The organism is Bacillus cereus group sp. MYBK30-2 (assembly GCF_051915945.1).
GTDB lineage: Bacteria > Bacillota > Bacilli > Bacillales > Bacillaceae_G > Bacillus_A > Bacillus_A paramycoides.
In genome coordinates this window covers 106803-128792 of record NZ_JBQAFR010000005.1, presented here as the reverse complement: position 1 = coordinate 128792, position 21990 = coordinate 106803, and the positions used below count along the sequence as shown (strand labels likewise).

Below are 21990 nucleotides of genomic sequence, written 5' to 3'. Positions count from 1 at the left end.
TTGATTTTATATATATGTTTGGAGTGCCGGTGGCACTTTTTCTTTATATCCTAATCAAAAAAACATAGGCTCACGCCTACCGATATTCATCTCCCACCTAAAATTGGTGTTTCACACCTTCACATTTTTAAGGAAGGAGCCCTTTGTCAGAAAACAATAAAATCTTATTAATTTTTATAATTAGTAGAATTTTTATAGAAATAATCTTCTTAATCTATTAAAATAATATCGTATGATGTCAGATTATATCGTATGATGTCAGATTTTATTAAGGGGAGAGAAAATTTTATGTTGAAAAAAATCATTCCAGTTGCTTTAGCATTAAGTACAGTTACTTTTTCAAGTGTATTCGCTGCACCTCCAGCTCAAGCACCTACAGAACCAAACCGCTACATAGATGTACAAATGCTCGGTATTAACGATTTTCATGGGCAACTAGACACTGTAAAGAAAATTAACAATAAAGATGCAGGGGGAATCGAGTACTTAGCGGCTTATTTACGTGATCGTGAAAAACAAAATCCGAATACATTAAAGGTTCATGCTGGCGATATCGTTGGAGCAAGTCCTCCTGTTTCAGCATTATTACAAGACGAACCCACAATTGAATTTCTAAATGATTTAAAATTTGATGTTGGAACCATCGGAAATCATGAATTTGATGAAGGCATTGAAGAAATGCACCGCCTTATTTATGGTGGATACCATGAAAAAACAGGGAATTTTAAAGGAGCAAAATTCCCATATGTTGCCGCAAATTTCTATAATAAATCCACCGGTCGTCTATTTTTACCACCATTTACTATAAAAAAGGTACAAGGAGTTCCTGTTGGCTTTATCGGAGTCGTAACAACAGATGTTCCTAACGTTGTTATGCCTACTATGCTAAAGAATGTAGAAATTACAGATGAAGTTGAAGCCATTAACAAATCCGTAAAGCAATTGAAAGAACTAGGCGTTAAATCTATCGTTGTTCTTGCGCATAACGGAGGTACAACAGATGAGAACGGCGTAACAAATGGTGATCTCGTCCGATTAGCAAATGAGACTGATTCAGAAGTCGATGTTATTTTTGGGGGGCATAGCCACACCTATGTAAATGGAACTGTTAATAATAAACTTGTCGTACAAGCAAATTCTTATGGAATGGCTTTTGCTGATGTTGATGTAAAGATTGATCGTAAGACAAAAGATATTGTTGAGAAAAAAGCAGAAATTGTTACAACCTACCATGATGGCATAAAGCCTGATGAAAAAATAAAGAAGAAGTTGGATAAATATCAAGAAAAAATCGCACCTCTTGTCAATGAAGTTCTTGGTAAATCTACCGCTCCACTAGATCGCAAACAAAATACGGCTGGTGAATCTACTCTCGGCAATTTAATCGCTGATGCCCAGCGTGCAACAATGCAATCCCAAATTGCTCTTATGAACCCTGGTGGTATTCGTAATGACTTAGATGCTGGTGATATTACATGGGGAGAGGTATATGGCATTCAACCATTCGGAAATCAATTAATAAAAGTTAATTTAACGGGTCAAGGCATTCGTGATATTTTGAATCAACAATGGCAAAAAGACATAACGAGAATGCTTCAAATTTCAGGGATCCAATACACTTGGGATGCGAACAAGCCAAATGGAGAAAAAGTCACAAGTATTCGCTTAACAAATGGAGAAGAAATTATTCCTTCTAAAACTTACAGCGTCGTTGCGAACGCATTTCTAGCTTCAGGTGGAGATGGATTTGTGTCCTTTAAAAATGGGAAAGATGCTGAAACAGGACCAACTGATTTTGAAGCATTAGTAGATTACATAAAACAAGCAAAAGAACCAATTCAGCCTATTATTGATGGAAGAATTCAAAAAATAAATTAGTTTTTCATTAATCTCAAAACACCTAGATTACCTGTTCGCTATACTTTTTAGTGTGCAGGTAATCTATTTTTTCTTGTGTGGGTTTGAAATAAAGTCCTACCGTGATCAACGGATTTACCATCTATATGCAAAGTACCGAAAAAAAGAAAATTTATATTTAATTTTGACATATACGCTAATGTAGCTTTAATAGAAAAAATCAATAGAAATTTGAAAAATGGACATGTTGATAATAATAAAGCCATAAATAATTTAGAACAGGATATCCAGGAAGAACTTAATAAAAAATTACAACATATGTTGTATGAAATACAAAAGAATAAAATTGATCCAATTGGATTATCATTATATGCTAGAGCTTTTCAATATAAAAAGTGGAAAAAACTAAAAGGAAATTGGCCGCAAGCATTAACAGAGGCTAAAATAAATATAAAAACTCACGTCAAAATTAAAGATACTGGAACCATTAGAAATTAGACTAGACTATACTTATATTTCATAAAATTTCTCTGTACATTTTTCCTTCCTCAATAATAATTATGTGAAGGATGCTAACTCAAAGAAAGATCTATTGGTTAAATGCTAACCAATAAATCTTTCTTTTTTATTACTAATTATTATCAGATATCAAGTTATATCCATAATAAGTTACAAAAAATAATATAATTACTATCCAAACACATATAAACACCTTATAAGAATGTTTCATTTTATATACCTCAATGATTATATATAGATTCATAATGAATTTAAATCTAAAAATTCATTTGTATGTATTATTAGATTCAATAAATAATGTAACTTTAAAGTTCCCCTATTAAAAATACCATCTAGGCATTTTTTTAGAACAAATAAAATGTCTAAGATGATATTATTAAAAGTTTAGTTTTTTAATATTGTTTTAAGTAATAATATTTTCTTTAATGCAGTTAAATTCATATGTATAAGGGTCTATGTAGCAATTAGACTAAACCATAAACATGTACTAAATTGTGTGGGAAAGGAAGTACATTTTATTTAATCTCATTACAAAAAAACCTAAATAGTTGGTATTCTTCTTTTAAGACAGAAAGGAAATTTTATAATTTGCATGTAGTTCTAGCTCAGACTTTTTACTACACACACCCTTATACACATTGATAAACCATTTTAATTTTACATTTCGTAACAAAAATAAACACAAAGAAAAACAAATGAAACAAAAGTAACTTTATGTAATGTCATTGTAACATTAATGTAACATATAATATTTAAACATACAATATTTTTTATGGTTCTGGTGCAAAAATACTGTCATTGTGTACACTGAAAATATTCATAAATAAAGGACGTGTACGACGATGAAAAAACCAGTGGATTTTAAATGGAAGCATTATGAACCGGAGATTATTCTATTAGCAGTTAGATGGTACCTCCGGTACAGTTTAAGTTATCGAGATTTGGTAGAAATGATGGAGGAACGTGGTTTATCCATTTCTCATACAACGATTATGCGTTGGGTTCATCGGTATGGATCGGAACTAGATAAACGCGTTCGTCGTCATTTAAAGAAAACAAATGATTCCTGGCGTGTCGATGAAACATATATCAAAGTGAAAGGAAAATGGATGTACTTGTATCGGGCTGTGGATTCTGGGGGAAACACCGTTGATTTTTATTTAAGTAAAAGTAGAAAAGCGAAATCAGCTAAACGTTTCTTCAAAAAGGCCTTATCTTCTTGTCATACCTCAAAACCTCGTGTCCTCACAGTTGATAAAAACCCAGCCTATACAAAAGCCGTGAAACAATCACAAAAAGCAAGAGACCTACCAGCAGGAATTAAGTTACAACAGATGAAATATCAAAACAACATTGTCGAGCAAGACCATCGTTTTATCAAAAAACGGGTCCGAAATATGCTAGGATTTCAATCTCTTCACACAGCAACCAAAACACTTGCTGGAATAGAAGCAATGCATATGATTAGAAAAGGACAGACTTTCCATGGAGGAAAGTCTGTCCAAAAGCAGATACAACTGATTAATATTCTCTTTGGTCTTAACGTATAAACAGTCATTCCGTTAGAAATGACTCATTCTTTTTACTCTTCATTATCTTTTTGCACCAGAACCCGTTGAATCATTTTCCTTCATCTAAATTCAATAAAAAGAGGCACAGACTTTTAAATATTGTGCCTCAATTACCCTATTTACTTTAATTCCACACTATTCAAAACGTTGTTTAATGTCTTTAGTTCCTCAACAGTCAATGTAATGCCCTTACCCATTTTTTCATGATTTGGCGCCCAATCACGCAAATCATACTTTGCTTCTTTTCCATTCCAACTAATAAGATTTAATTCTTTTGTCCACCCTTTAGGTGATTGAGATAAAACGCCTACGTTTTCTTTAATTTCAAACTTTATATCTGCCATAGCTATGTCTCCTTTATAGTACATAGTCACCGCTTTGTTCTCCTGCCTGTTTTTCGACCTATATCAATAGAATCTGAATTTCCACACATAAACTCTGCTTGTCTCATGACTACTTCCAGTGTATTCCCCGCTTAAATTGGTGGGGAATACCATTTCTTTAACAGCCTTTTATTGATTCTTCTCCTACCTGCTTGAGCGCTTTGTCTGAAACTCCAGTCAATAGTTATGTTGTTCTTAATCGCATTTATTAATTCATGTGCGATTTTCTTTAGCGTTTCATTATCCATGGATTTCTTAATGACATCATCAGCTGTTAACTCTTCAGAACAATATTGTGAAAAAGTCAGTAACTAAGTATTATAATATGAGTAGTAATATTGTACCAATATACTTTTTATCATCAGCCTTTTAAATAATTGAAAAGGCGGTAATTATGTCATTTTTTGTACGAAATGAAAATTTTAGCACCTTCATAAAAAGATATCCAAATATGAACGAACCTCAAGCATTATTACTTGAAAGTTCCAACAAATTAAATGAAGCTGCTGAGTATTCTAAATTAGCTATAAACAACAACGATGTAAGCAGTGGCAATAAATTTTCCAAATCTATTGACGATATTAATAAAAAAGCCGAAAAATATAATCAGTCGCTAACCCGTATATATGAAAAATCAGGTATACAGTGGACATCCAATGGAAAAAACTAAATTAATCCAGCTAGATGATTATCATCTAGCTGGATTTTCATTTTGGTTTGCTGATAGTTCTTGTACGGTTCACTATGATATGTCTAAGAAGGTTTTTTCTTAAGCTGCTTTAGGAGTGATGTCTCTCCTATGTTTAGCCCTACTAAAATGGTAAGTCTATTTCATCTTCAAAGGATGAATTAAAAATTGATTTTAAATGATTATATTTTTGTAAGTAATTTAAGCAAACAAAGGAATACTCCCCAGTTGAGGCCTTCCCCTTTACACGTGACATACTAATAAATAACGCATTTTTTATTTGTTTTGGATTAGCTGTCTGGGAAACGATTACATCATTTAAATGACGTGTTGATGGAGAATCTAACACTAAAATAACATTAGATGCTTGCCAGCCTTTGTAGCTGTGGTATGAACATACTTATTTACCATCTCTGTAAAAAGGCCATTTTTCCAGCCTCTGACAAAGGAATGGATATTGTGGATGTATCATAAGAGATCACCTTATGACGATCTACTTTTAGTATTCCTAAAAAACATCAGGTTAATTTCAAGGAACAAAAGGACAGGTCTATGTCCCTTATTGTTTACTTATTTTGATTTTTTTGAGCTCTTAATGCTATCTTTTCAAGTCCATTTTCTCCAGCAAGTTCTACATCTGCTTTTGGGAGAACGTTTTTATTATTCTTAAATTGATTTTTTTTATTTTTATCCATTCTTTCACCACCCTTGTAGTTTAAATTTAGTTATTCCTTCAAAGATGCCAACAATTATACATACACCATATACAGATAGCGAAGTAGTATCTTTTCGTTATCGGCACCCTTGATTTTAGTTTGCTTTCTTTTTTGTAGGCTTATGCTATTTGATTTTCTTCTTTAACTAAACTCTCCCATTAGCTCAATAAGAAAAAGAAAAACCCTGCAGTTTTACTACAAGATTTTGATCAAACTTTATTATTTCCAATTTCCATTCATCTTTTGCTCAATTATTTCTAATACCATCCATTCAAGTCATATATGGTATTTTATAGAGCATCACACATCAAATCCTCTTATTAATACCTGTACGACTCGAATTACCATCAACCCTAGTATGTTAGCTCAAGCAATTACTTTAACCTTATACGAGTAATTTGATCATGAGGTGAAAATTACTAAAGATGCAGTTTAAAAATAAAAAAGCCTTTTTAGAAGGGCTTCTTTATTTTTCTTAGACTCATGCCCAGTTGTATAACATAATATTCCCTGTATGCCTTATAACTTCTCTCATCTTCAGCCGTACATTCGGGTGTACTGTTTAGTCTAGGAAGAGTTATTATAATTTAGCTGACATACTACCCATAAATTTATTGATGGAAGAAGTCTGAAAGATACGGAAATAAGGAGATTGAACGTCGTAATGTTTGTCTGTAATTATAAGGATTGAAGGAAAGAATTTAGAAGCTTTCGGTTTCCAGGATTCATTGTGCCATTCTTGACTATGGAAGTATAACTCGTATCTGCTTCCTAAACGCGAAAGACTAATTGTCTTCAATCCAATCTCTTTTGCTGTTTTCATTAACTCGATTACATCCATTGTTTCTCCACTGTAGGAGATTCCCCAAAGTTATTAGGTAATATAAAATGGTCTCCTTTTTTAAAGAAAAAGAGTTCGCCGTCTTTAATTAACTCACCTTCTCCCTCAATTACACTAAACTTTTTTCTATGGCCGATAAATCCCCAACCAAAAAGGATGCTCGTAAAAACTCTTACAAACATACTCTCATAGTGAATAAAACCTAATATTTTGGTAGTTAAAATATACATCTGCATTTCGTAAAGGATTTCACAAAATAGAATTCTATCTACTTGAGAGGGGTCACTTTAGCTTTTATTCCATTTTTTCTTGCTCATCGACTTAAATGATCGTTTAATAACATCAAAGAAACTTAGAGAACGAACCATGTGATTTGGATTTACATATTCTCGTATGGTCCGAAGAACTTTTTTGGGATCCTTAGAAGAAAAGGTGAAGGTCCCGTTTCTCTTCGTTTCAATCGCATAACGTGGAATCCATTTCCCTTTAAACATCACAGAGGCAATAACGTGATCTACTTCTTCCCATGGAATTTGAATAAATTTACGTGTGTCACGAGAATTATAAAATTCAAACCCTTTATCACCAATCATAATTTCCCCATAATCTGCAAGTCCCATAAAGGAAGTGGCATCTATTACTAGATCTACCTTTGTATTAATTGACTGAACCATTATATCCGCTCCATTTCTATTATCTTATTTATTAATTGCTTCTCTAAGCAATTAAGTCAACATGAAAAGTGGCCGAATCAATATCCTCCAGCCACTTTTATTTGCAAACAATTATGCATTTGCAGGCTGTAAAAATCTCCTACAAACTACATCTCAATAGTAAACATTGGGAATTGAGAGCGTCGATACTTTCATTATAAAAGTCCAATTACGTGACCAACTATCCCAACTACGAATAGGGAAAGAATAATAACAATTGGGCTGACTTTTTTCTTAAGCAACCACATACATAAGAATGTCAGAAGCAATGCAGCCAAACCAGGAATTAATTGATCCAAGTTATTTTGTAAGGTCGTTACTTTCGTAGGTGAAAGTGCCATTCCTGAGTTTACTTGTTCAAAAGCTTGACGTATTCCTTCCCCATTTAAAGGAAGCTTATCCCATTCAATATATGCACCTTTATCTAACTGAACTTTAGATATAACCGGCTGAAATTTAATCGATACCCACCGTTGTACTAAGGCAGCAAGTACGAACATACCAAGGATTGATGCACCTTTTGTAATATCTTGTAATAATCCACCTGAAAGATTATCAGTGATTTTAGAACCTGCTTTATAACCAAATTCTTGTGTATACCACATAAAGCCCCAACGAATCAGATTCCAAGCTAAGAAGAAAAGGATTGGCCCAAGGATATTTCCACCCATTGCTAATGATGCCCCTAAAGCACCTAACATCGGACGTAAGGTAAACCAGAATACTGGATCACCAACACCGGCTAAAGGACCCATCATCCCAACTTTAACCCCTTGAATTGCCACATCATCAACTTCAGCACCATTAGCACGTTCTTCTTCAAGTGCTAATGTAACTCCTAGAATTGGTGAAGCAATATAAGGGTGCGTATTGAAGAATTCCAAGTGACGTTTTAACGCTGCTTTTCGATCTTCTTTTGATTTATATAATTTTTTGATTGCTGGAATCATCGAGAAGACCCAACCACCATTTTGCATACGTTCATAGTTCCAAGAACCCTGAATAAACGTAGAGCGCCATGCAACGGCTAAACGATCTTTTTTTGTTAATTGAATTTTTTCTGCCATTTCTTTTCTCCTCCTTCTGAATTAATAATCGTTTAAGATATCGCCAAGTGGATCGCCAGAGTTGCCTCCACCACCATTTGAAGAACCACCCATTTTAGAAAGTTTCAAATAAATAAGAGCTAAAGCCACACCCAATGCACCAAGTGCAATAAGTGTTAATTGAGAGATTGCAGCTATTACGAAACCAATAATGAAGAATGGCCATACTTCTTTAGTTGCCATCATATTAATAACTAAAGCATAACCAACAGCAACAACCATTCCACCACCAATAGCCATTCCGTCAGTTAACCATGCAGGCATTGATTCCAAGAATGCTTGAACGCTTTGTGCAGGGATAAATAAAAGTGCTCCTGCAGGAAGCGCAATTCGAATCCCTTGTAAACACACCGCAGCGATATGTAACATTTCGATTTTTTTTATATTTCCTTCTTCAGCTGCTGTATCCATCATATGTACGATAGGGACAGCTAGTGTACGAACGATCATTGTTAAGAAAAGGCCTGCTACTGCAAGCGGAACCGCTACTGCGATTGCTGATGCAACACCACTAACACCTTGTCCGCCTAATACTAAAATAATTGCTGATGCAACCGATGCCAATGCAGCATCTGGCGCTACGGCTGCCCCGATATTTGCCCATCCAAGTGCAATCATTTGAAGTGTACCACCAAGAACAATACCAGCCTCCAAGTTGCCTGTTACTAAACCAATTAATGTACATGCCACTAGTGGTTGATGAAATTGAAATTCATCTAATATTCCTTCCATACCAGCTAGAAAAGCAATTAGTATTACTAAAACTATTTCTATAATAGACATGATGGGCCCCCATTTCATTTAAATTTGCTATGTCACTATGCTAATTCAACTTTCGCCTTTTTTAGAATGTCATCCATGCTTGCACGATTATCATTCGGTACTTTACGTACATCAAACCGAACGCCTTTTTCTTCCATTTTCTCGAAAGCCTCAACATCTTCTCGTCCCATAGAAAGAACCTTACTAACGACAACTTTACCGGTTGAATGAGCCATAGAACCAACGTTAACTTCTTTAATGTCCACACCGCCCTCAATAACTTTTAGGACATCTAGTGGGTTTTCAAATAATAATAGTGCTTTAGTGTTACCAAAACGGGGATCTTTTGCAACTTCAATCATTTTGCTGATTGGAATAACATTTGCCTTAACCCCTGGTGGTGCCGCCTGTTCGATCAATTTCTTACGAAGGTCGTCTCTAGACACTGCATCTGAAACTACGATAATACGATTTGGGTTTGTAGACTTTGTCCACGCAGTCGCTACCTGACCGTGCAATAAACGAGAATCCACACGGGCTAAAACGAACTTGATTTTCCCGTCACCAACTACTGTACCTGGAGCAAGTGGACCTTTTGCTTGTCCATCTTCAACAACTACGGTATTAGTATTTTCTTTCGGCTCTAGCTCTTCAGGTTTAATTCTAACCCCCTCTTTTGCCGTTTTAACAATATGTACTGCGATTTCTTGAGCAGACTCCATTGAGAAACGGGATGCATAGGCTTCAATCACCATTGGTAAATTCATACCAGCAACGATTGCCCAATTGTCTTTGTGTTCTTCATACAAGCTGTTAGCTTGATTGAATGGAGTACCGCCCCATAGATCAACTAAAAACAATACTTCATTTTGATTATCAAAAGATGCAACTGCTGCTTCCATTTTTGCTCTCAAATCGTCTGGACCTTCGCTTGGCATTAAGGTAACCGCTTTAACGTTTTCTTGTTCTCCAAAAATCATTGCGCCAGATTGTAAGATGCCTTCAGCAAATTCGCCATGACTTGCTAGGATAATCCCTACCATATCAATACCTCCCAAATATTTCCTCCTGTTTTTTTCTGAATAGACACAACTGTTGCGTCTATTTTCGTCAATCTTTGTCTATTGAAAAGTTAACTTCTTCTCTGAGAAAATCACCTCCTTTATCCCTAGTAAGGATCTCAGAATTCATCATTCCGTATCGGCTCTGTCCTGATAGCCAAGATTTATCATTTATTCACCCCCAGAACAAACCTGATTCTTGAGATTTTTAAAGCGGTTTCAAAATTGGCGAGGAGGCATTGTTGTCGCCTATCTCTTCGAAAATTGAGTGATTGCTGTGAAATTTGTTTCTCATTCTCATCAGGACTACTTGACCTTCTCCTGACAGACAGCCTGCTTTATTCTGTTCCTCTATGAGATTGCGATATACAGCGTGGCTGCGGATGGTGTACTATCACTGAATCAGTGTTAAAGCTGTCCCCCCTCTACCTAACAGTACTGCGCCAGATTAAATGATTGATGAAAGCTTAGTCATTAAAATCATTTTGTTGTTCCATATATCACTTGTGATTTTATTCACAAATAGAAGTAGTAAATAAGGCGCTTTTATACAATGCCAGATTAACTAATCATTGACTTAAACCTATAAAGTCAATAAAGGGTCTGTTAAGTAATAAAATTCACTGCCACAACTTATATTACTAGAATGCCTTTCTATCATACATTCACTATCAGAATCTAATACTTAGTTGTCATTAAAAACGCTAATACATCCTCTTCAAACCTTAATGAAAGTATCTACCATTACTGTATTTCAATATCAAACAGTTAAAAGTTTTATTTTTTACCGTAACTTCCGGAAAAATAGTAATTTTACATTCGTTTATTTCGTAAGCTTTTGAATAAAAGACAGCTTTTCCATCGTTCTTAATAGCTAGTAGAAATACGGCTCTGTTGCAAAGTTTGAAAAAAGCATAAACAGGTTGGTTAATAAGGAAGAATGCTTAGGAAGTAGCTACTTAATGTTGATCCCCCAAGAAAAGAGTAACAAAATGTTACCCTCATCAGAAAAAATCGAACTAATGTTTTCTAAGCTATACTCCAAACACAGTCATTCCTAGATAAACTAAAATATAACTAATTAAAGCATTTGTAAGAATCATACTTTATTCAAAGGCTACAGCTGGTTAATTTGTGTTAAAATAAACAAACATCCTTCGTTCGTTATATACGGATAATTAAAATTATTGCAAGCTTGAAACAATACAATTAGTGTTACCAACCAAATCGTATTCCCCAAAATTATTAGGTAATATAAAATGGTCTCCTTTTTTAAAGAAAAAGTGTTCGCCGTCTTTAATTAACTCACCTTCTCCCTCAATTACACTAACAAGAAGGAATGCTTTTTGTTGTTTCAAACTAGCTGATCCATCTAGCTCCCATTTTCCCACTGAAAAATACGGGCATTTGATAAAGTTTGTTACGATCAAATCATTTACTTTTTCATGTTTTACAGTTAACTGATTCGATATAAATGGAATTTCGGTTACATCAATACTTTTTTCAAGATGAAGCTCACGTAAATTCCCTTCTGAATCTCTTCTATCATAATCATACAATCTATAGGTTGTATCAGAGTTTTGCTGTGTTTCTAATATCAAAATCCCTTTACCGATTGCATGAACAGTTCCACTTGGTACATAGAAGAAATCTCCCGGTTTCACCTTCACACGATGTAACAGTTGATTCCATTCTTTCTGTTCAATCATAGCCATGAACTCTTCTTTTGTTTTCGCATGATGTCCATAAATAATTTCTGCGTCTTCTTTGGAATCGATTACATACCAGCATTCTGTTTTTCCCAGTTCTCCATTTTCATGTACACTGGCATACTCATCATTTGGATGAACTTGAACAGATAGGTCTTGATTGGCATCCAAAATTTTTGTAAGAAGAGGGAAACAATCTCCCTCCACATTTCCAAATAAATCTCGATGTTCTTCCCACAACTCACCTAAAGATAAACCTTTATATTTTCCGTTCTTAACAATACTTTGTCCATGTTGATGTGCTGCAAAAGCCCAGCACTCTCCAGTTTGATTTGATGGAATCTCATATCCAAAAGAAGTTAATTGCGTTCCACCCCAAATTCTTTCTTTAAAAACAGGTGCAAAAAATAATGGTTCAGTCATGATTATAATCCTCCATTCTATACAATTTCATCTAGTAGCTTGTACGCTTCTTCTTTTGTTTGGACGGATAATAACCGCTCTCTATAATTGTCATCCATTAGTTTTCGAGAAAGCATTTGAAGGATTTTTAAATGTTGATTTCCTTCACTTTCTTTTGGTACCGCAATCATAAATATTAATTTCGCTTCCGTTCCATCAAGGCTTTTCCAATCTACGCCTGATTGTTTAATCCCAAATACCACACTTGGTTGCTTAACAGCTTCTGATTTTCCGTGTGGAATCGCAATATTCATACCAATACCTGTTGTACTTTCTTGCTCACGATTCATAATCGCTTGTTTAAATTCTGTTTTGGAATGCAATGCACCGACATGGTTTAATTTTTGAATCATTTCATCAATGACGTCATCTCGTGTTTCTCCCTTTAGATCTGTTTCAATTAACTCTAAGCTCGTAATGTCTGTTAGTTTTTTTATTTCTACCTTATCTACTTGTTTGCTTTCTTTTTGCGTTTCTTGCTCCACTTGCAGCACTTCTTTTGTTGCTGAAACTTCTTGTATTTGTTCAACTGCTTGTTTTTCTACCTTTGAAATGTCTTTTTTCAATACATTTACTAGAACAGCAGTCACAGCTGAACCTACAATTACAGCCACAAAGAACATAAATACATTATCTACTGCTCCTAGCACCGCAACAATTGGACCGCCATGTGCCACTCTATCACCTACATGACCAATCATGGCAATCACAGCACCTGTCATTGAACCAGCCATAATACTTGGAATAACACGAAGTGGATCTTGTGCCGCAAATGGTATCGCACCTTCCGTAATCCCAAATAGCCCCATTGTAAATGATGCTTTACCCATCTCTTTCTCTGAATCTTGGAATTTCCCCTTACCTATGAAAGTAGCAAGTCCCATTCCAATTGGTGGAATACAGATTGCCGCAGCAATCGGACCCATAATCTCATAGTTTCCTTCTCCAATCATTGCTGAACCAAATAAGAATGCAACCTTATTGACTGGTCCACCCATGTCAAATGAAATCATTGCCCCTAAAATTAATGCTAGGAGAATTGAACTTGATCCCTGCATACCCGCCAACCAAGCAGTTAATGACTCGAAAGCTTGTGCGACAGGAGCACCAATAATAAATATAAATGCTAAACCAACTACAAGCGAAGCGAACACCGGAATAATAATAATCGGCATAATTGGTTGAATCGCTTTTGGAACTTTTATTTTTTTAATTCCTAATGCTACATAACCTGCTAGGAAACCAGCGATAATTCCGCCAAGAAAACCAGCACCACTTTCACTTCCATAAAAACTTCCTGTTGCTGCAATATACCCACCAATCATACCAGGAACAAGACCAGGTTTATCGGCTATACTATACGCTATATATCCAGCTAAAATTGGAACCATAAACGTAAATGATGCACCACCAATTTGTTCAATTGTTTTCCAGAAAGATCCATCTGGAATCACTAGACCTCCAGGTGTTTTTTCTCCACCGAGCGTCAATGCAATTGCAATTAACAATCCACCAACTACAATAAATGGGACCATAAAAGATACACCATTCATTAAATGACGATATATCGGGTTTTGCTTTCTCCCCTGTTGATTACTTTCAACTGTTTTGGCCTGTGAATGATAGACAGGTACATCGCCACTTGCTACTTTCTGAATTAATTCTTCTGGTTTACGGATACCATCTTGAACTCCGACAACCAACAATTTTTTGCCTATGAATCTATCTTTATTTACCGCTCTATCAGCAGCTATAATGATACCGTCTGCTTCTCGAATATCTTTTTCAGTCAGCTCATTTTCTACCCCTATACCACCTTGGGTTTCAATTTTCATCTGAATACCTAATTTATCCGCTGCTTTTTGCAAATTTTCTGCAGCCATATAAGTATGGGCAATTCCATTCGGACACGATGTAATCGCTAACAGTTTCATTTCTAATCCTCCTCACACTATCGTTGTAAGCGCCTACACATAATATAAATCAATATCGTAATGACAAAAGTTTCATTTTTTACCGTAACTTCCGGAAAAATAAACCTTTTACCGAAACAAACAAAAAAGCGAAGTATTTAGGCCTTCACTTTTCGTTTAATTATGTAAATACGATAAAAATTTCATTACGTTTGTTTCTTTGGTAAGCTTTTGAATAAAGGATGGTTGCTGACTTATGAAGGATAGCTCATGAAATAACTGTTTCGTTACCTCTTTCCCATCACTTTTAACTGCTAGCATAAATACAAGTGATACCTTCTCTGATCCCCAATCAATTGGCTCCTTTAATGTAGCTATTGCAATTACCGACTCTTGAATAAATTTCGGATTGCCATGTGGAATCGCAATCCCTGCTCCAATCGTTGTTGCTGACATCTTTTCTCTTATAATTGCATTTTCTGCATACTCTTTATCTACATAGCCTTTGCTATGCAAAGCATGCGCTAGCTTTTCAATTAGCTCATATGGGTGCTGCACGTCCTGTTGTAAAAATACTAAAAATGGAGATGTATAATTGAGCATAACAAAGCCTTTTTGTTCTTTATAACTCGGTTCATCGCATTCTTTTATAAAGTCCCCTAACTTCTTTTCTTCCGCTCCCTCTAATAATGGGGATACTACAATATGAGGAATAAGTAATTTTGAAAGAGCAATGGTAGAAATAACGAGTTCCACATCATGATGTTTCATTATATAATCTTGTAAATCAGCTTTTGCAATGCAGTCCATCACATGGATATGACGAAATTTCCGCTCAATTTTTGTCCGTAACAACTGTGACATCCCAATTCCCATATGACACACTATGATTACATTTTTTGATTTTTCCTGATGATCTAACCGTTCAACAGATGCTTCAAAGTGTAGAGTAAGATACGCAGCTTCTTCTTCCGGAATATATAGAATTAGAGATTCATTTATTTCTTCTAATACCTGAATCAACATATTAAACATATAAGGATACATTCTTTTTATATCGTGTAGCATTGGATTGGATACAGAGAGATCATAGTTCAAACGATTCAACGTTGTGTATAGATGAATTGTTAATCCCTCAATTAAAACTTGGTCTCTACTGAAATCAATTTCATACAACTGTGACATTCGTTTTATTAATTGATGTACAACCCTAGAAAGGATTGGATTACTTTCAGTAAGTTTATTACTTTCCCCTGGCTTGTCTTGATAACGGAATTTCCCGCCCAAAATATGAGCTGTTAAATACGTCGCTTCTTCTTCTGTAAAATGAACAGCGAAAACACACTCTAATCGTTTTAAAAACTCCAATGTCCATTTATATTCTTTTGTTTCTTGTATTATTTTAATTTCCCTTTTAGAAGTTAAAATCGATTGCTTAAGCTTCATTCTCCGTACCATCAGCAACGTATGAACTAATAAACTTTCAAATGCATCATCTGTAAAAAATAATGCATGTCGTTTTTGTAGCGCTTTCAATTCATTCGTAACAAATTCAACCTCATGATATAAAAATTGTTCCTTAATAAATTGATTCGTGAGCTCTGAATTACGAATTAAATCTGATAATCTAGCCAAGGCTTTTCTTTTATTCTTTTCAGTTCCCTTAACAATCAGTCCTATCCGCTGCTTTGAAACAACAGTTAAATCAAAATGATATAACCACTTTTCAATTCTATCTAAATCTTTCTTTATAGTAGTACGATTTACAAAATGTTGAGAAGCCATATCCTGTGCAGTGACTGCCTTTACATTCATTAACAAGTTATAAGCAATTTGCAGGATTCTTTCTTCATCCGATTCATACTTTGTACGATTATTTATACAGTAAAGTTTATTAAACAAATCTACCTTTTCATATTCCTCAATCTCTAAGTAAACTCCTAAGCCCGGCTTCCTAACAAGAATTGCACTCGAATAATTCGTAAGGTGATCCTCAATTGCTTTAAAATCATTACGAATTGTTTTTTCCGAGCAATTTACTTGATCCGCAAGGTCTTGCACTAATAAATAATCATTAGATTCAGATAATAACAGAAACAAAATTTCTTTTTGTCTTGTATTCATGAATTTCACCTATCTCTTATATCCTTCTATGTTATATGCATTACTTCACAGGATATTTTTATTTTCCCTTATAACTAACACTTTAGATTATATGTGCTGATTTTAAAATTCCAACTGTGTTATATATCTATATGTAATAACATGACACTAAATTGCCCTTACTAGTAAGCATCAAAATTCCCAAGAAGTTAAATCTATTGGGAATCTTGATGTTCTTTCAATACTTATTAATATATGATATACCGTTATATGTTATTGACTCAGGAGTTTCTAGATAAAACGTTCTCGCGTTGGAAATTCCTTTTATTATATAAACCATTCAAAACGGTACTTATTATCATGCGCCAATACTTTGTGCTTGCATTACTTTACTTACACTTTGAAGCACTTGTTCTTCATCTTCCCCTTTTGCCATCACTTTAATTTGTGCGCCTTTTGGAACACCAAGTGCCATAATACCCATAATAGATTTTAAATTCACTTGTTTTTCTTTATACTCAAGCATCACTTCTGATTTAAATGAGCTAACTGCATTAACTAATGTTGTTGAAGGACGCGCATGAAGTCCCCCATCTTCTAATATTGTAAAGAATTTTTCAACCACTTATGATTCCCCCTTCAGTTTTCTAAATTCATTAAGGTCCCATTCTAAGTATCTTCGCCGAGAATAGAAACCGTTTACATTTAATATATAGTAAAGCAAACTAAGTAAAAATTTTATTTTTTACCGTAGCTTCTGGAAAAGCTGTATTATCTTTTTCCGACAGAAGACTCCTTCCTCTGATATTACGCGAGGTTCGAGGTATACAAGTTTCTCTAAAAAACATTAAAAGGATTATATTTAACTCTAAACATTCGAATGATTTTTAATGTTTTCTGGATACAATTCAGCCAGCATTTTAACCGAATCCCCTTTCCAGAATTCACCAAAATATGTAATCATTTTTTCTCTATCATCCATCCCTTCACTCCTATTCTATATAATTCCGATATAGAATAGGAGTGAAGATGTTACAATTTCGTTTCGAATGATTATTATTGCTTCTCCTTTATGTAATGTTGGTGTATCAATTCCTCATTTTTCTATTGCATTCGTATTACCTAAAATTTCCTTATCCAATAGGTGGTGAACAGAAATTATATATTACAAAGAAACAAATTGTGGAGATGAAGAATAATTAAACCATTGAAACAATAATAAAAAGGACTAGATGGTAAATCCGTCTAGTCCTTTTTATTATATATTAAATTAGTGTATCAACCACCGTGATCTCCAATTGAAAGGCCTTGGTGGTCCTTGTAAGTAAAATGTCATATCACCTATTCTCACCCTTATTACATACATTAGTATTTAAATCTCACTCTCTAATTTTAAAAATTTTTCAAACCTATTTATCATATCTTCTTTCGTAGTTGGGACTTCTTGAGGCATATAATTAACAAAACTCACCATATCTTCTGAGTAGTGATGATTTCCATAAAACTCTGCAATTTCATTTAATAATTCATTATCTTCTTTACATCTTTCTTTTATTTCAGATAAACAAACAAATCTTAGTTTTCTATTCTCCTCTACTAACATTGTGCTTTCTTCATCTAATTGAGGAAAATAATTAGTTTTTATTTCTAACATCACCTTATCTAAATCTTCACTAGATACTCCCCATGCAAGTTCACTAACAAACCCACTTTCATCACCAATATCCATCAATTCTACCGCATAATCAGAAATAACGTCTTTACTAAAATAATTTTCTTGGACGCCTACAAAAATAGTTTTCCAGTCATACTTAATATGTTTATTTTTTAAATCTTTTAAGTTCATATTATTTACCTCTTACTTTTTTGGAACTTGCACGATTAGCAACTTCTTCTAGCATTTCAGGTGTTACTTTGATTTGAACCATTTTTTTCCTTCCTTTCCCAATTAAAATTATGAGACAAAAAGAAAAAAATGTAAACGCAGAAATTTCGGATTATATCAAGGGACTTTTATGAAGGATAAAACTTGTATAACAGCAAATGAAGACTATGGGTATGTGAAATAGAAAAAGACCGCCTGTAATAGGCGGTCAATTATTATTTTAATTTGTTATATTCATAATCTATTTTAATTAATAAATCAGCTAGAGGTAACGAATAGTCCCATGAATCAAGTACAGTTCTTGCGAAAGATGGTTTAAAAAGCACAGCTGACCTCTTTGATTTCATTTGTAATAGTTCATTATAAGTTTTTTTAAAAAAGAGGATATTTTAACATTATTTACTTGTTATTTTTTTCGGTTGTCAATTTTGTGTGTTCATTTAACCAAATATCTATTAGATTTCGTAATGTAATAGTTTCTATTTCAAGAGGGATTTCAATTTCATCTTCATCATACTTATTAAATATAAAAGTTTTATCTTTTTGAACATCTGCTCCAAAAATATTCGCACTTATTTTTTCATGATCACTTTTTTCATTTAAAACTTTATCTACAGTTTCTGCTATCCAATCACCGAATTCAGATACCTCTACATTTAAAAAAGCTTCTAAAATATCGAATTCCTTTGGTAGTCTAATAACTAAACTACCTGTACTAAGTAATTCAAATTTGTAATCCATATTATTTTCTCCTTCAAAAATTAAATTATGGGGCAGGAAGGAAAAATGTAAATATCTAATATAGAGATAAATGTAGCCTCTGTATATGTGAAATAACAAAAGAAACCGGCTCTTTATTTGAGCAGTTTTTTTATATACTTGTTTACTTTTGTTACATCTCACTATAACAACTATGCCGTAGTTATGCACTTAGTTTCTATTAAAAATTGGTATTAAATATCTTAACTGAAGTACACTGTATTTCTACCCATTCATTTGATATATCTTGCTCAATTCCTTCTATATCAATTAGTACTACACTATCATACATATTAAGTGTTGCTAAGTTATCCTCACTGTTATAATCTAGCTTAGCGATTACTTTAATGCCTTCATCATTCTGAATTATTGCATTTGCATTTTCATCTGAAAAGGCTATATTTGTATTCCATATAAATTCATCATCTATATCTATTTCTACATTGTAGCTTTCATTTTTTGCTGCCTTATCACCATCCCACTCAGTGATAAATTGATTGCTATCTACTTGAACTAATACTTTATATCCATCTAATAATTTTTCTGATATATCTACTATTTTAACATTCATTGTTTATTATTCCTTTTTATTTATATGGTATTCTAACAAGTGTATTGTCAACATTCATAACATTATTTACTGGGTCATAAGTCCATGTTTCTTCATGTATTGCTTAACACTCTAGATGTATGATTAATTAGGATTTACGTTGATAAGAAAGTAAGTGTCAGTGATTCGCCGCAGTATAAAGTACACAATAGCAAAGGCAAAACATACTATGTTACTACAAATGAAGCCGGTGTATATGTGAAATAGTAGACAAAACCACCTATCAAAAAGGTGGTTTTGATTATTTTCATAATTTAGATTTTCGTTAAACCCCACATACTGAATTCATAATGATATTCCGTTCTCTCAATACATACGCCGAATTCTAAATCATCACCAACTAATACAAAATCCGCATACCCAGTTAGAAATCTTGATATGGTTGATAACTCTTCTAAATTATCAAATACTTCAGCAATGTTCAGCTTAACTGCTTCAATTTTACCACCCTTAGAGAAAAAGAGTCTCCCTTGATTAACTGGAAATTTAATAGTTTTAGCTGTTTCTTTTAACAGTGCTATTGATAGTCTTCTATTTTCTTCATAATCAGTGCTACCAAAATTTTTTATGTTTGAATTTTGTTCTAGCGTATTAAATAATTCTTTACAAAATAAATCATTAGATTCTGCATCCATAAATGAGTCCATAGAAATCGTAACAATATTAGAAAGTTCGTCTAAAAGTTCTTTTCTATTAGCGTTTCTTTTTACTTTCATTTTTAGAATTTCGATTCGGCTTTTATTCATATTACTCAAAATTTTTCACACCTTTAAGGTTCTATCAGTTTGTCCTCCTACATATCTTGATCATTTTTCGAGGACGTTCTAATATTATTTATTTCCGTTTAATATACTTTGAAAGGAATTGTTCTACCTTATACATTTTACCTAATATAGGATTATCATAATCACTGCAAGAGTCGAGATATGCTCTAACTCCACCAAAAATCTTGAAATCTAATCTAGATAGTGAAGAAAGTTCTTTAGTTTCTAAAACGGTTACAGCTACTTTGTAACGTTTAATTATATCATCAATCATTTTTTTTCCTTTAACTTCATTTTCTTTTTCAAGATTTTTAATAATATTGTTCATTTGTTTTTTTAATTCGGTAATATTTTGATTATGCATTAGTATTTATATACCCCCATTTTCATTTCAATTACTTATTTGGTGCTTTTCGTATATCTGAAGTTTACTACATTATTGGGGGACTATATGAGCCACAATTGTCCGAATTTGAAAAGTGGATGAAGGATAACGGTTAGTGGTGTACGAGAGTATAAAGTACACAATAGTAAAGGTAAAACATACTACGTTACTGTAAATGAAGCCTATGTGTATGTGAAGTAAAAGTAAAAAGCCGTTTCCTTAGGTGGAGACGGCTTTTTTGTTTACATTGTATTTTTCAATGCTTTTTTTAATAAATCAACTGTTTGTTCAAGCCATTCTAATTAGTTTAATAAAGCATGCCTGCTTCTTTCAATGCCTTTTGATAAGTCTCATCATTTAACTTTTTAACATCATTTCGAAACAATTTTTTTCTAACGGTATCGAATAGACCACTTGGGATGTTAGGAAATTCACTTTCCCAATTCTCTCTTTTATCCAACTGAATTAGCGATTCAACAGTAACAAGATAAATATTTGGGTATTGCTTCTTAATATCAGAAGAATACTTCAGAAACTCTTCTAAGTATTTATCAAAATGGTGACAATCGTATTCTTCAGTACCTGTATAGAATGGGAATCCACTTTCATCTTCCCACTCAAGGAGAAGTCCTAAAAAAGCAATAAGTGAACCCGCTCTATATCTCAAGTTATTATCATTAAAGTGTTCATAATAGGTGTACAACAATTTGCCACACCAATCTAAGTTGATTATGTCACCCATTTCCTTTATTTCATTATGTAGCAAATCCAATTTCCCTTGAATGGAATCCATTAATACCTCTCCTTTCAAAACAAAACTAAATATTAATTTCACAGCAATTGAATTGCATGCTTCTTTTAAACTAACATGACCTCACTTGTTTAATAAGAAACTGAAATCCCTTCTACCTAGAATAAGTTATTCCAGTTCATCTTTTTTATAAACGATTGAACTTTTTTCAAAACGGTGCGACTTTCTTACAAACGGTACATCTTTGTTTCAAACCGACATTTGTTTTAGCTTAACAAAAGGTGCTTTTATGTACAGAAAATAATTTTTCAGTCTAAAACATTTTTTAATGAAACACTAATTTCCTGTAAGTGTTTTAAAAGATAAAAAACAACTGTTTACGGTATAAAAATAGTGCTATTACCAAGAGGAATTTTTTACTTCCCCTTAGGA

Annotated in this window: 20 protein-coding genes and 5 pseudogenes; 6 read left to right on the top strand and 19 right to left on the bottom strand. The window is 33.5% G+C overall.

Features of this window, described 5'->3' with window-relative positions:
• Positions 1-288 precede the first annotated feature (288 nt).
• The 3 genes and pseudogenes from ACTFQM_RS23060 (at position 289) to ACTFQM_RS23050 (ending at position 3926) form a co-directional block, all read left to right on the top strand.
• Positions 289-1878, top strand: a complete 1590-nt coding sequence (locus ACTFQM_RS23060) for a bifunctional metallophosphatase/5'-nucleotidase (protein ID WP_440036413.1) — start codon at positions 289-291, stop codon at positions 1876-1878.
• A gap of 138 nt (positions 1879-2016) precedes the next feature.
• A pseudogene (locus tag ACTFQM_RS23055) lies at positions 2017-2355 on the top strand (Ger(x)C family spore germination C-terminal domain-containing protein); the annotation flags it as partial.
• Positions 2356-3218: 863 nt separating this feature from the next.
• Positions 3219-3926 carry an IS6 family transposase gene (locus ACTFQM_RS23050; protein ID WP_440036412.1) on the top strand — a complete coding sequence of 236 codons (708 nt, stop codon included), beginning with the start codon at positions 3219-3221 and terminating at the stop codon, positions 3924-3926.
• Between the two features lie 140 nt (positions 3927-4066).
• Here ACTFQM_RS23050 and ACTFQM_RS23045 read toward each other — a convergent pair whose 3' ends face one another.
• Both ACTFQM_RS23045 and ACTFQM_RS23040 read right to left on the bottom strand, forming a co-directional pair.
• Positions 4067-4291: a YdbC family protein gene (locus tag ACTFQM_RS23045; RefSeq protein ID WP_033719866.1), complete on the bottom strand. Its 225-nt coding sequence runs from the start codon at positions 4289-4291 to the stop codon at positions 4067-4069.
• A 131-nt stretch (positions 4292-4422) separates the two neighbouring features.
• A complete protein-coding gene (locus ACTFQM_RS23040) occupies positions 4423-4638 on the bottom strand; it encodes a type I restriction enzyme endonuclease domain-containing protein (protein ID WP_269719668.1) in 216 nt (71 codons plus the stop codon).
• Positions 4639-4724: 86 nt separating this feature from the next.
• On the opposite strand from ACTFQM_RS23040, the gene ACTFQM_RS23035 reads away from it, so the two are divergent.
• Complete coding sequence (locus ACTFQM_RS23035; protein WP_440036410.1) at positions 4725-5000, top strand: hypothetical protein; 276 nt, start codon at positions 4725-4727, stop codon at positions 4998-5000.
• A 584-nt stretch (positions 5001-5584) separates the two neighbouring features.
• Here the strand turns inward: ACTFQM_RS23035 and ACTFQM_RS23030 are convergent.
• The 14 genes and pseudogenes from ACTFQM_RS23030 to ACTFQM_RS22965 all read right to left on the bottom strand — a co-directional run bounded on the left by ACTFQM_RS23030 (position 5585) and on the right by ACTFQM_RS22965 (position 19619).
• Positions 5585-5713: a hypothetical protein gene (locus ACTFQM_RS23030; RefSeq protein WP_265623650.1), complete on the bottom strand. Its 129-nt coding sequence runs from the start codon at positions 5711-5713 to the stop codon at positions 5585-5587.
• A 601-nt stretch (positions 5714-6314) separates the two neighbouring features.
• Positions 6315-6503 (bottom strand): annotated as a pseudogene (locus tag ACTFQM_RS23025) (hypothetical protein); the annotation flags it as partial.
• A gap of 62 nt (positions 6504-6565) precedes the next feature.
• Positions 6566-6691 (bottom strand): annotated as a pseudogene (locus ACTFQM_RS23020) (hypothetical protein); the annotation flags it as partial.
• Positions 6692-6862: 171 nt separating this feature from the next.
• Positions 6863-7249 carry a DUF956 family protein gene (locus ACTFQM_RS23015; protein WP_071721079.1) on the bottom strand — a complete coding sequence of 129 codons (387 nt, stop codon included), beginning with the start codon at positions 7247-7249 and terminating at the stop codon, positions 6863-6865.
• A gap of 194 nt (positions 7250-7443) precedes the next feature.
• Positions 7444-8355, bottom strand: coding sequence for a PTS system mannose/fructose/sorbose family transporter subunit IID (locus ACTFQM_RS23010; RefSeq protein WP_002175137.1), 912 nt, complete (start codon positions 8353-8355; stop codon positions 7444-7446).
• Positions 8356-8376: 21 nt separating this feature from the next.
• Positions 8377-9177 (bottom strand): PTS mannose/fructose/sorbose transporter subunit IIC, encoded by an 801-nt coding sequence (locus tag ACTFQM_RS23005; protein WP_048376089.1) that lies wholly within the window; start codon positions 9175-9177, stop codon positions 8377-8379.
• A gap of 35 nt (positions 9178-9212) precedes the next feature.
• Positions 9213-10199 (bottom strand): mannose/fructose/sorbose PTS transporter subunit IIA, encoded by a 987-nt coding sequence (locus ACTFQM_RS23000; protein ID WP_440036408.1) that lies wholly within the window; start codon positions 10197-10199, stop codon positions 9213-9215.
• Between the two features lie 1202 nt (positions 10200-11401).
• On the bottom strand, positions 11402-12349 hold the full coding sequence (manA, locus tag ACTFQM_RS22995) for a mannose-6-phosphate isomerase, class I (RefSeq protein WP_440036407.1): 948 nt from the start codon (positions 12347-12349) through the stop codon (positions 11402-11404).
• A gap of 17 nt (positions 12350-12366) precedes the next feature.
• Positions 12367-14322 (bottom strand): fructose-specific PTS transporter subunit EIIC, encoded by a 1956-nt coding sequence (locus tag ACTFQM_RS22990; RefSeq protein WP_440036406.1) that lies wholly within the window; start codon positions 14320-14322, stop codon positions 12367-12369.
• A 156-nt stretch (positions 14323-14478) separates the two neighbouring features.
• Positions 14479-16425 carry a BglG family transcription antiterminator gene (locus tag ACTFQM_RS22985; RefSeq protein WP_440036405.1) on the bottom strand — a complete coding sequence of 649 codons (1947 nt, stop codon included), beginning with the start codon at positions 16423-16425 and terminating at the stop codon, positions 14479-14481.
• Between the two features lie 337 nt (positions 16426-16762).
• Entirely contained in the window at positions 16763-17029 is a 267-nt protein-coding gene (locus ACTFQM_RS22980; protein ID WP_440036404.1) for a phosphocarrier protein HPr, read from the bottom strand.
• Between the two features lie 747 nt (positions 17030-17776).
• The gene (locus ACTFQM_RS22975; RefSeq protein ID WP_440036403.1) at positions 17777-18250 is read right to left on the bottom strand and encodes a DUF2247 family protein; all 474 of its coding nucleotides are present in this window, start codon (positions 18248-18250) and stop codon (positions 17777-17779) included.
• Between the two features lie 438 nt (positions 18251-18688).
• Positions 18689-19030 (bottom strand): hypothetical protein, encoded by a 342-nt coding sequence (locus ACTFQM_RS22970; protein WP_440036402.1) that lies wholly within the window; start codon positions 19028-19030, stop codon positions 18689-18691.
• A 199-nt stretch (positions 19031-19229) separates the two neighbouring features.
• Entirely contained in the window at positions 19230-19619 is a 390-nt protein-coding gene (locus ACTFQM_RS22965; RefSeq protein ID WP_440036400.1) for a hypothetical protein, read from the bottom strand.
• A 138-nt stretch (positions 19620-19757) separates the two neighbouring features.
• Here ACTFQM_RS22965 and ACTFQM_RS22960 point away from each other — a divergent pair.
• Positions 19758-19865: pseudogene (locus ACTFQM_RS22960) on the top strand (N-acetylmuramoyl-L-alanine amidase); the annotation flags it as partial.
• Between the two features lie 47 nt (positions 19866-19912).
• Here the strand turns inward: ACTFQM_RS22960 and ACTFQM_RS22955 are convergent.
• Both ACTFQM_RS22955 and ACTFQM_RS22950 read right to left on the bottom strand, forming a co-directional pair.
• Complete coding sequence (locus ACTFQM_RS22955) at positions 19913-20413, bottom strand: YxiF family protein (protein ID WP_440036399.1); 501 nt, start codon at positions 20411-20413, stop codon at positions 19913-19915.
• A gap of 79 nt (positions 20414-20492) precedes the next feature.
• Positions 20493-20786: a hypothetical protein gene (locus ACTFQM_RS22950; protein ID WP_440036398.1), complete on the bottom strand. Its 294-nt coding sequence runs from the start codon at positions 20784-20786 to the stop codon at positions 20493-20495.
• 123 nt (positions 20787-20909) lie between these two features.
• Between ACTFQM_RS22950 and ACTFQM_RS22945 the strand changes: the two are divergent.
• Positions 20910-21008, top strand: a pseudogene (locus tag ACTFQM_RS22945) (N-acetylmuramoyl-L-alanine amidase); the annotation flags it as partial.
• A 106-nt stretch (positions 21009-21114) separates the two neighbouring features.
• Here ACTFQM_RS22945 and ACTFQM_RS22940 read toward each other — a convergent pair.
• Complete coding sequence (locus ACTFQM_RS22940) at positions 21115-21600, bottom strand: hypothetical protein (protein ID WP_440036397.1); 486 nt, start codon at positions 21598-21600, stop codon at positions 21115-21117.
• Between the last annotated feature and the right edge of the window lie 390 nt (positions 21601-21990).